This is a genomic window from Protofrankia sp. CiP1_Cm_nod4 (genome assembly GCF_982290645.1).
Genome location: NZ_CEVIVC010000158.1, coordinates 1 through 10,468, shown reverse-complemented (window position 1 = coordinate 10,468; position 10,468 = coordinate 1). Strand labels below are relative to the sequence as shown.

The window sequence follows — 10,468 nt, the reverse complement described above, 5'->3', positions numbered from 1 at the left end:
ATCCGCGGCTGCGTGACACCGAGCTGGTCGTCGCTTGCGACGTCGACAACCCGCTGCTGGGCCCGCACGGTGCCGCTGCCGTGTACGGCCCGCAGAAGGGCGCCACGCCGGACGATGTCGCCTTCCTGGAACAGGCGCTGACCAGGTGGGCGACGGTCGTGACGGCCGCGACCGGAACCGATCACCGGTGGGCCCCGGGGGCGGGCGCGGCAGGCGGCGTCGGCTTCGCCGCCCTGTCGCTGCTCGGTGCCCGGCTGCGTCCCGGGATCGACCTGATACTCGATCTTGTCGGCATCGACGACGTGCTGCGCGGCGCCGATCTGGTGGTGACGGGGGAGGGTGCGCTCGACGAGCAGACACTGCGCGGGAAGGCCCCGGCCGGGGTGGCGGCCCGGGCGCGTGCGGCCGGCGTACCGGTCGTCGCGGTGGCGGGGCGTTCGCTGCTGGATCCCCAGGCGCTGGCCGGTGCCGGTTTCTCGGCGGTGCGGACCCTCGCCGAGCTGGAGCCGGACATGCGGGTGAGCCTGTCGCAGGCGGCTGACCTGCTGCGCCGTCTCGCGCCCCAGCTGATCGAACGGTCCCGGCCGGCTGGCCCGTCCCGTCCCGCGGCCCCTACCCGTCCCGCTGGTCGTGCGGGGGCCGGCGACGGAACATGATCGCTGTTGGGACGCCGACGGCGAGCAGCGCCACGAACGCCGCGAGCGGGAGGAGCGCGCCACCGGAGCCCCCCGTCCGGGCGGCGCTCAGGGAACGCGCTATCCCATCGGCCTGCTCGGTGCTCTCCGTCGGCCTGGCCCGTTCGGTCTGGACCTCCCGCACGGATTCCACCGGTTGCACGGCGAAGGTGTATCCGGTCACGCTGCTACCGACCCGGTCGAGGACGATGTTGCTGAACGTGTCCGGGTGGAGGATCGTGCGGCCGGCGGATCCGCCGCGCGAGGTGTCCTGCCGGACGGCGTACACGCCTGGCACGAGGTCGTCGAACGCCCATTCCCCGGACGCGTCGGTGACGGTCTCCCGCAGGATGCCCGCCCCGTCCGGGCCCGTGCCGGTCAGTTGGATGGCCACCTCCGGAGCGGTGGCCTCGCCCGCGTCCCGCCGACCGTCGCGGTCGGCGTCCAGGTAGGCGTTGCCGCTGATACTGGAGCGGGCCGAAGCGCCGAAGTCGCCGAACGGCCTGAGCAGGCCGGCCAGCTGCCGATGACCTTCGCGGTTCGGATGGTAGATCAGGCTCTGGTCGAGGGCGAGGAAGCCGTCGAGGAACTCGTGTATCCAGCGGTCCGGATTCCGCTGGTCGACGGCGGGGTCCGGTTCGTGGCCGGCGAAACGGCATTTGACGGTGTCGACCACGGTGACGAAACGGCCCGGCGTGCCGACCGAATCCGCCGGTGGGGCGTCCGGTGAGCAGGTGTGTCCGGCGGGGTCGGACGGCCCGGTGAAGCCCGACGAACGGTTCACCGTGTCTGCGGCGGCGATCTGCATGCTGTCCCCGCGGTCGCCGAGTTCCCGGACCGCGGCGGACGGGTCGAAGACCGTCCCGTTCAGGGCGGCCTGCGCTCCTGGCGGCAGGTAGTGCTCCCGGCTGGACAGGTACGGATAGGTGACCAGGGCCACCCGGCCGCCGGGCGGCATCCGCTCCCGCAGGCGGGTGAGCAGGGTGACCAGGCGGCCACGGACCTCCGGGAGGTTGTCCGTCGCCTGCTCGGTGAGCCGTTCGCACTCGGCGATGTCCCCGGCGGGTATCCCGAAGGCCTTCGGGACGTCGAACGCGAAGCAGCGCAGCACGATGTCGGAGAACCGCACGTCGTTGCCGCCGATCGTCAGCAGGACCAGGTCGGTGCCCGGGCCGACCGCGTCGAGCTGTGGCGCGACCAGCCGGGTGCACGAGGCGGACGCGATGCCGTAGGCGACGTCGACCGGGCCGATATCGGCGGTTTCCTCCGGCCCGAAGCCGGCCGAGCAGTCCTGCCGCAGGCGGTCGAGGACGGCGGGATCGTAGGCGGTCTCGCCGATGCGCAGCGGGGTCCGGTAGGTGCGCTGGTCCATTCTGCGCGGGCTGAGAAGGTCGTTCGTGGTGGCGCCGCTGCACGCCCGGTTGACATAGGTGACGTCGTATCCGCGTTCGTCGTGCAGCCACTGGGCGTATTGTTCGCCCCAGTTCACCGTCGAACGGTGGCATCCACGTGGTCCGTCACCGGTGTCATAGGTGCCGGCACCCGCGCCGTTCCCGGCGGCGTACGAATCGCCGAGCTGGACGATCGAAAGATGGGGAGCCGCCACGTCCGCGGTGTTGCCCGGCCTGGGAGCGGCGGTTGGTAACGGGGTGGCCGGTAACGGGGTGGCCGGTAACGAGGTGGCCGGTAACGAGGTGGGCCGGGTGGTGGTGGCGGCGCTCGGTTCGGCGGCGGCCGGTCGTCCAGCCATGATCAGAACTGTGAAAAGAATCGCGGGGACGGCGATCCTGGCGGTGATCCGGAAAATCGGCCCACCCGTGCGGTGAAAGGAGGGCGACCGGTCTGTTCCCGCTTTTTCGGCCGCCCTCGACATGAGGACGGGTTCGGATCCGGCCACCGCGTCGCCCCCGAAGCTTGAGCCATCAGTGGTGCACCTGGAAGTGGCGCACCCGAAAGCGGCACACGTAGCAGTGCCGAATATATTCCGACGCGAAGAGTAACCGACTTGGTCGTGACAGGCAAGCGTCGTGACGGGCGGGCATGGCGTGGGGCGGGAGCGCCCGTCCTCGGGGCCCCCGCCCGCGTGGGCGGAGCGTAGGCGTAACGCTCTCACGCCATCGGGCCCCGCCCGCGTGGGCGGAGCCATGATCGCGCGGCCTTCGGCCTGGTGCCGGCGTCGGCCGTCGGGGGCGCGATCATGGCAATCCGGGTCTCTACGCGGTCGTGTCCGTCGGAGCCACCTTTCGTTGTTTTTCTGTAGTTTATATTTTTTATTCTTGTTGTTTATATTTGGCGGCGACCGTGTCGTCGGTCGATGTGAGTGCTGACGTCAGGCCATGATCCGCGCTCCGGGCCGTGGCCGCGGCGTCACACCCAGGCGCGCCGCCGCCGCCGCGACGACACGGCGCGATACCGCTGCCAGCCACCGGCGACGCCTTCGTCGTCGCATTCCGGCTGGAATTCCGGCTCGCCGTGGCGGGCCGGTACGAACACCGGCTCGCGGAATTCGCGGGTGATGTCCGTCGGCGGTTCCTCGCAGCTGTCGGCCCTGGCCGGGGCGACGGTTTCCGCGGCCAGCGCGTCGATGTCCTCCAGGGCCCGGCGGATGTCCGCCGCCAGCCGGTCGGCGGCCTTCGAGCTCGGTGCCTGGATGCACAGGCACTGGATATGGCGTTGTGCCTCCTGAATCGCTGTGGTTACGGCGGAAATCTCCTTCCGCAGGCTTGCCGACTGCACGATTCGCCACCTCCGTGGTACTCCGGTCACCGGTCGACGATGGTCCGGGCAAATGCCCGTATCCGTGGGGAGCCACCGTGCCGGTCATGTGCGTGAAATATTGCGTTCACATGGCAGTATGATCCGGATGGCGGTGAACCGGCCAGTGGGAGGGACTTTTTTCCCGTCGCGACGTGCCTGAAGTCGGTCACCGGCCCATTCGGGCATGGCCTGGCCGGCCGTGGGTTACGGTTGGTCGGCCAGTGCCTGCCGCGCCGCGGCACCGGCCGCCGCGGCACCGGCCGCCGCGGCACCGGCCGCCACCGTGCCGGCCGCCTTGGTACCAGACCTCCTGGCCCCGGCTGCCTTGCTCCCGGCTGTCTTGGTGCCAGCCGCCTTGGTACTACCGGCGGCCGTGGCGTTGGCGGCCACGGCGTTGGCGGCCATGGCGCTGACAGCCTCGGCCACGGCCGGCATCACGCGCTCGTCGAAGACGCTCGGCACGACGTAGAGCGGGTTGATCTCGTCCTCGCGCAGCACCGCCGCCAGCGCGTGGGCCGCGGCGAGCAGCATGTCCTCGGTGATGTCATGGGCCCGGGAGTCCAGCAGCCCGCGGAAGACACCGGGAAAGGCCAGCACGTTGTTGATCTGGTTCGGCTCGTCCGAGCGGCCGGTCGCGACGACCGTCGCGTACATCCGGGCGTCCGCCGGGTCGACCTCGGGGTCCGGGTTGGCCAGCGCGAAGACGATCGCGCCGTCGGCCATGGCCGCGATGTCCGCGCCGGTGAGGATGCCCGGCGCGGACACGCCGATGAACACGTCGGCGCCGCTCAGGGCGTCCCGCAGCGTCCCGGTGAGCCTGTCCGGGTTGGTGCGCGCGCAGATCCACCGGCCGTTGTCGTCCAGGTCCTCGCGGGCCGGCGAGATGATCCCGCCGATGTCGGACACGATCACGCTGCCGCCCGCGCGGCCCGCGCCGGCCCGCAGCAGCAGGCGCAGGATGGCCGTGCCCGCCGCGCCCGCCCCGCTGGTGACGATCCGTACGGAGCCCAGTGACTTGCCGACGATCCGCAGCGCGTTGGTGAGGGCTGCGAGGACGACGATCGCGGTGCCGTGCTGGTCGTCGTGGAAGACCGGGATGTCGAGCAGGCCGCGCAGCCGCCGTTCGATCTCGAAGCAGCGGGGCGCGGCGATGTCCTCGAGGTTGATGCCGCCGAAGACGGGCGCGAGCAGCGCCACCGTGCGCACGATCTCGTCGGTGTCCTGGGTGTCGAGGCAGATCGGCCACGCGTCGATGTCCGCGAACCGTTTGAACAGCGCGGCCTTGCCCTCCATCACCGGGATCGCGGCGATGGGGCCGATGTTGCCCAGGCCGAGCACGGCCGAGCCGTCCGAGACCACCGCGACGCTGTTGTGCTTGACCGTCAGCCGCCGGGCGTCGTCGGGCCGGTCGGCGATGGCCAGGCACACCCGGGCGACACCGGGAGTGTAGGCCATGGACAACTCGTCGCGGGTCCGCAGCGCGACCTTGCTCGCGACCTCGATCTTCCCGCCGAGGTGCAGCAGGAACACCCGGTCACTGACCCGCCGGACGACGAAGTCCGGCATGCGGCGCAGGGTCTCGGCGATGGCCTGTGCCTGCTCGGCGTCGACGCACAGGCAGGTCATGTCCAGCACGAGCCGGCCCGCGTGCGACTCCGCGACGTCGAGGGCGGTGACCACCGCGCCCAGCTTGCCGACAGCGGTGGTGATCTTGCCGACGATCTGTGACGATGCTGGTACGTCAAGGCGCACTGTTATCGAGAACGAAACGCTGGGGACGGCCACGAACGTGCTCCATCTGTCGTTCGAGCGACAACGTGGGCAGGTGCCCGCATCGATGCTCGCAGCCGCGGCCCCGCATCCGGCGTAGGCCGGTGCGTGGCAGCAAAGATCACAGGGAGTGGGGAGCGGCGGGAGCGGGGATACCCGGCGCGGGACGCCGGCCTTGCCCGGCCCACGCCATGACACGCCCACGCCGGGACACGCCCGCCCCGGGACGGACCGCCGACCGGGCGGGGGCGCCACCCCATACGGCTCCTTTCCGCTGCCCGGGCAGGCAAACGGCGGCGGCGGGAGCCCGCCCGGAACCCGGACGCCGCCGGGCGCGGGCCGGGATCCCGATCCCGCCACCGGCGGAACCGGGCCGGCTCAGAACACCGCCGTGCCGTGGACGGGCGACGACGCCCGGGCATGGTGACGGCGCGGGATGCGCCCGGCCCGCGCGGCGAACCGTCCCGCGGTGACGCCGGCCGCCATCGCCGCCGCCATCAGGGCGGGATCCTGGGCGCGGGTCACCGCCGACGCCAGCAGGACGGCGTCACAGCCGAGCTCCATGGCCAGCGCCGCGTCCGAGGCGGTGCCGATCCCGGCGTCCAGGACGACCGGGACCTCCGCCTCGGCGACGATCAGCTCGATGTTGTGGGCGTTGCGGATGCCGAGCCCGGTCCCGATGGGCGCGCCCAGCGGCATCACGGCCGCGCAGCCGACCTGCTGCAGGCGCCGGGCGAGCACCGGGTCGTCGTTGGTGTAGGGCAGGACGGTGAAACCCTCGGCGACGAGGCGTTCCGCCGCGTCGAGGAGCTCGATGGGGTCCGGCAGCAGGGTCTGCTCGTCCGCGATCACCTCGAGTTTCACCCAGTTCGTTCCCAGCGCCTCCCGGGCGAGCTCGGCGGTGAGGACGGCCTCGTGGGACGTGCGGCAGCCGGCGGTGTTGGGCAGCACCCGCACGCCGCAGCGGGCGAGCATGTCCAGCGTCGACCCCGGGGTGGTGGTGTCCACCCGGCGCATGGACACCGTGCACATGTCCGTGCCGGAAGCCCTGATCGCCGCTTCCATGACGGCGAGGCTCGGCGCGCCGCCGGTGCCCAGGATCAGCCGGGAGCCGAGCTCCTCACCGGCGATCGTGAACGCGTCGTCGGCCATGTCAGCCTCCCTGGGTGGCGGTCAGGATCTCCACGTGCTGGCCGGCGCGCAGCTCCAGGTTCTCCCACCGGCTGCGGGGGGCGACGACGCCGTCGACCGCGGCGGCGCTCCCACGGCCGTTGGCGGAAACGCTCATCATGATCATGAGCTGGTGCAGCGTGGTACCGGCCGGCACCTGCATGGCCTTGCCGTTCACGGTGAGAGTCATCTGACGTCCTCCCTGGTCGACCGGTTCTCGACGGCCTGGTCATCGGCGACGCGTCCCTCGCCGGCCCGGTCCCCGGCATACTCGACGGCCCGGTCGACGGTGCGGTCGATGGCATGGTCGAACCGGGCCGGGGTGAAGGCGGCGGCCTCGCCGGGCAGGGCGCCGTCCGCCAGCAGGCCGGCGATGGCGTCCGCCGTCACCGGGGTGAGCAGCACGCCGTTGCGGTAGTGGCCGACGGCGAGCAGCAGCCCGGGCAGCCGGGACGGGCCGATCAGCGGTGCGTTGTCCGGTGAGGCGGGCCGCAGGCCGGTGCTGACCTCCTCCAGCTCCGCCTCACCCACCGCCGGGACGAGGGCCTGGGCGTCCCGGAGCAGCTCGTACACGGCGCCCGCGCGGGGCCGCAGGTCGAAGCCGGCCTCCTCGCTGCTGGCCCCCACCACGATCCGGCCGTCGGCGCGGGGCACCAGGTACACCGGGTGGCCGCGTACTGTGCCCCGCAGCACACAGGTCAGCGGCGGCGGCCCGACGGTACGCAGCCGCAGGGTCTGGCCCTTGACCGGGCGGACCGCCGGCAGCACCCCGGGCGGCAGCCCGTCGATCCGGCCCGACCACGCTCCGCAGGCGAGGACGGCCACCGGCGCGGTCAGCTCGGTGCCGTCGGCCAGCTCCAGCCCGACGACCCGGTCGCCGCGCAGCAGCCACCGCCGCGCGGCGGCGGGGAGCAGCGTCACCCCCTCGGCCACGCAGGCCCGCAGCAGCGCGCCGTGCAGCAGCCGGTTGTCGATCTGGTGATCGTCGGGTGCCGCCAGTGCGCCGGCCAGGCCGCTCGCCGACGCCGGGACGCGGGCGCGCAGCTCGCGCCGGGTCAGCAGCTCGGTGCGCAGGCCCAGCGAGCGCGCGAAGCCGTGGATGTCGCGCAGACCGGCCATGTCCGCGCTGTCCCAGGCCGCGACCAGCGTCCCGCAGCGCAGGTAGCCGACCTCGGTGCCGCTGCTGCGCTCCAGCTCCGCGACGAACGTGGGGTAGCGCTGTGCCGACGCCATGTTCAGCGCGAGCAGGGGCTGCTCACCGTAGTGGAGCTCGCTGAGGGGGGCGAGCATGCCCGCGGCCGTCCAACTGGCCCCCGATCCCGGCGCGGGATCGACGACGGTGACTGTCAGCCCGCGCAGACGCGCGCGCCACGCCACGCCGAGCCCGATCACACCGGCGCCGGCGACGATGACGTCCGGCCGGGATCCCGCCGCGCCCCGGCCGTTGGCCCCGGCCGCGCGCGCCGGCGCAGCAGCTGCGCCTGGCGGCATGATGGCTGCCGGCATGAGCCTCCTTATACACTTGGGGTGTCGTTATCCTCACCGATACCGCTCACCCGATACTGTCAGCCTCAATCGCAAGTCTGGCCTGTCCCGCAGCGGTGGGCAGCGGAAAGACGTCCCGCTGGTGGGTGGGTACCCGCCATAGGCTGAATCATGATGATCGGATTTATCGTGGTGGTACCGGGCGTGACGGTGCCGAACAAGGAGATACCGGATATCGTGGTAACGCCTGACGGCGCTCCGCATTTAGTCCGTGCCCGACCAGCCTGCGAGCAACGGGCCTGCACGCAACGGGCCTGCGCCCGGCGGTTGCCGACGGACGGGTGCGTTGGCCCGCGCGGCCGGCGATCCACCGGAGGTGGCCCGGCCGGGGGCGCGGGCCACCCGGCCCGGCGGCTGCCGGCGATGGCCGTCCGCCTCGTAACATGATCGACGGTTACGGTCTGCTGGAGCCGATCGGCTACGGCGGGTTCAGTACGGTCTACCTGGGCCGGCAGGAGATCTTCGACCGCCGGGTCGCGATCAAGGTGATGAACGCCGTCCTCACCGATCCCGACGCGAAGCGGCGGTTCCTGCGTGAATGCCGGGTGACCGGGCGGCTGACCGGTCACCCGAACATCATCTCGGTTTTCGATGCCGGGACGACCCGGGACGGGCGCCCCTACATCGCGATGGAGTACATCGCGGGCGGGTCGCTGGCCGACCGGCTGGCCGACGCCGGGCGACTGGACGTCGAGGAGGTGCTGCGCGTCGGTGTGCAGGTGGCCGACGCCCTCGTGACCGCCCACCGCCACGGCGTCCTGCACCGTGATCTCAAACCGGCGAACATCCTGCTCCGCGAGTCCGGGACCGCCGTGCTCAGCGACTTCGGCATCGCCGTGGCCGAGAGCGCGGCGGAGAACACGACCGCGTCGGTGGCGTTCACGCCCCGTTACACGCCGCCCGAGGTGCTCCAGGGCGGGGAGCACAGCATCGCCTCCGACATCTTCGGGTTCGGCGCCACCCTCTTCACCCTGCTGGCCGGACAGCCGCCGTTCACCGGCCGGGTCCCGGCGCAGCTGCTGCGGGAGATGCTGGACGGGCCGCCGCCGGCACTGCCCGACGAACTGGCCGGCAGCGTCCCCGACGAGCTGGTCACGCTGGTGCGGCGGGCCCTCGCCGCCGCGCCGGACCAGCGTCCCGCCACCGCCGCGGCTGTGCTGGCGGAACTGCGCGCGACAGCCGCCGTCCGCGACGGCCAGGCCGGCACGCCCATCTCCGCGGACGGTCCGGCGGACGGTCCGGAGGCGGCATCGGCGATCACCAGCCATCTCGCCGCTCCCGTTCCCGAGCCGCCGCTGCCCTCCGCGCCACCTGGCGGGACGCGCGCGGCGCCGGCCCGGCCACCACACCCGGGCTCGGGCCGCGCCGCCGGCGGGGACGCGCCACCGGCCGGGCCGGCGTCCGCCACGCCGGCGGCCGGCCCGGAACCCGCCATCTCGCAGCCGGCTGTGCCGGACCCGGCCGGCCTGGCGTCCGCCACGCCGGCGGCCGGCACCGCCGAGCCTGTCGTGCCGGCCGCCGCCGGGCCGGGGAAACGCCGCCGTGCGCTGGGCGTGCTGGTACCGGTGGTGGGCGGCTTCGCGCTGGCGGCACTGCTGCTGTTGCTGGTACCGGGGCTCGGGCTGCGTTCCCCGGATCCGAGGGTGACCATCTCGGCGGCTCCGCCGTCCGCGCCGGGCGGTGCCACCCCCAGCGCGTCCGCCGCCGCCTCGGCCGCCCCGGCCGCATCGGCTTCCGTCGCGGGGCCGCCGGGCAGCCAGGTCCCGGGTACGGGGGCGCCGGTCGTCCTGCCTCCCCCCGCGGCTTCGTCGGTGCCCGCCAGCGCCGTCCCGTCGCAGCCGGATCCTGCGACAAGCTGCGCACCACGCAACCGGAACGTCACGGACTACGCCGGACGGACCTTCCCCACGTACAACTGCCGTACCTACGTCGGTTCGGCCGTCTACGCCAACGTCCAGGCCGGGCAGGAGCCGCAGGAGCTCGACGACAGCGGCTACATGAACGCCGCGCCAGCCGTCTGGGTGGTCTGCCAGCTGCGGGGCCGGGCTAATCCCGTGGTACAGGGCAACACCAACACCTGGTGGCTGTACACCCAGGGTGATAGTTCCCGGCCCAACACCCATGGCTACCCGGCCGCCTGGGGGTATCTGCCGGCGACCGTGGTGGCCCAGGGAGGGCAGGACGAGCCGATCCCCGGGGTGCCCACGTGTTCGTCGTACCTGTAGGGCCCCGGCTGCCGGCAGGGGCCGGCGCGGGGGTGGCGTCTCGCCCCGCGCGGGGCGCCCCGGCGGCGGTCGGACCGGCCTGTCGCGCCTCCCGCCCGGTGCTCCGCTCCGCGGCGGCGTCCTGCCTCGTGCCCCTGGCGTCCGGCCTCGTGCCCCCGGGTTTCGTCAGGCTCGTGAACGGTGTGGGAAGGTGTCCGGCATGACGTACCTGCCAGGCGTCGAGGAGGCAGCGTCGTGGTGGCCGGCCCGTCCGACCGGGCGTGCCGGGCAGGCCGGACGGGCCGGGAACCGGGCCGGGGATGCCGGCGGGCGGGCCGGGAACGCCGG

8 protein-coding genes are annotated in these 10,468 nt (G+C 73.0%); 2 read left to right on the top strand and 6 right to left on the bottom strand.

What is annotated here, in order from left to right:
- Window positions 1-656 (top strand): glycerate kinase (locus AC5LSR_RS20905; protein WP_493468873.1); only part of this gene is annotated, 656 nt, incomplete at its 5' end.
- On the opposite strand, the gene AC5LSR_RS20900 is transcribed toward AC5LSR_RS20905, so the two are convergent.
- From AC5LSR_RS20900 to thiO, 6 genes are all read right to left on the bottom strand, one after another.
- The gene (locus AC5LSR_RS20900; protein ID WP_250282545.1) at window positions 613-2,424 is read right to left on the bottom strand and encodes an SdrD B-like domain-containing protein; all 1,812 of its coding nucleotides are present in this window, start codon (window positions 2,422-2,424) and stop codon (window positions 613-615) included. The genes AC5LSR_RS20905 and AC5LSR_RS20900 overlap by 44 nt on opposite strands.
- A 617-nt stretch (window positions 2,425-3,041) precedes the next feature.
- Window positions 3,042-3,410, bottom strand: coding sequence for an Rv0250c family protein (locus tag AC5LSR_RS20895; protein ID WP_250282547.1), 369 nt, complete (start codon window positions 3,408-3,410; stop codon window positions 3,042-3,044).
- A gap of 225 nt (window positions 3,411-3,635) precedes the next feature.
- Window positions 3,636-5,216 (bottom strand): NAD-dependent malic enzyme, encoded by a 1,581-nt coding sequence (locus tag AC5LSR_RS20890; RefSeq protein ID WP_493468872.1) that lies wholly within the window; start codon window positions 5,214-5,216, stop codon window positions 3,636-3,638.
- Window positions 5,217-5,579: 363 nt separating this feature from the next.
- Window positions 5,580-6,353 (bottom strand): thiazole synthase, encoded by a 774-nt coding sequence (locus AC5LSR_RS20885; RefSeq protein ID WP_250287311.1) that lies wholly within the window; start codon window positions 6,351-6,353, stop codon window positions 5,580-5,582.
- A 1-nt stretch (window position 6,354) separates the two neighbouring features.
- Window positions 6,355-6,561: a sulfur carrier protein ThiS gene (thiS, locus tag AC5LSR_RS20880; protein WP_250287309.1), complete on the bottom strand. Its 207-nt coding sequence runs from the start codon at window positions 6,559-6,561 to the stop codon at window positions 6,355-6,357.
- Complete coding sequence (thiO, locus tag AC5LSR_RS20875; RefSeq protein ID WP_250287308.1) at window positions 6,558-7,877, bottom strand: glycine oxidase ThiO; 1,320 nt, start codon at window positions 7,875-7,877, stop codon at window positions 6,558-6,560. Before thiO ends, thiS begins: the two co-directional genes overlap by 4 nt.
- Window positions 7,878-8,299: 422 nt before the next feature.
- Here thiO and AC5LSR_RS20870 point away from each other — a divergent pair, with 422 nt between their 5' ends.
- On the top strand, window positions 8,300-10,141 hold the full coding sequence (locus AC5LSR_RS20870) for a serine/threonine-protein kinase (protein WP_493465557.1): 1,842 nt from the start codon (window positions 8,300-8,302) through the stop codon (window positions 10,139-10,141).
- The last annotated feature ends 327 nt before the right edge of the window (window positions 10,142-10,468 follow it).

Bases quoted from the DNA above. Each gene is read 5' to 3' on its own strand.
- AC5LSR_RS20900 (WP_250282545.1), bottom strand. From the start codon at position 2,424: ATGGCTGGACGACCGGCCGCCGCCGAACCGAGCGCCGCCACCACCACC.
- AC5LSR_RS20885 (WP_250287311.1), bottom strand. From the start codon at position 6,353: ATGGCCGACGACGCGTTCACGATCGCCGGTGAGGAGCTCGGCTCCCGG.
- thiS (WP_250287309.1), bottom strand. From the start codon at position 6,561: ATGACTCTCACCGTGAACGGCAAGGCCATGCAGGTGCCGGCCGGTACC.
- thiO (WP_250287308.1), bottom strand. From the start codon at position 7,877: ATGCCGGCAGCCATCATGCCGCCAGGCGCAGCTGCTGCGCCGGCGCGC.
- AC5LSR_RS20870 (WP_493465557.1), top strand. From the start codon at position 8,300: ATGATCGACGGTTACGGTCTGCTGGAGCCGATCGGCTACGGCGGGTTC.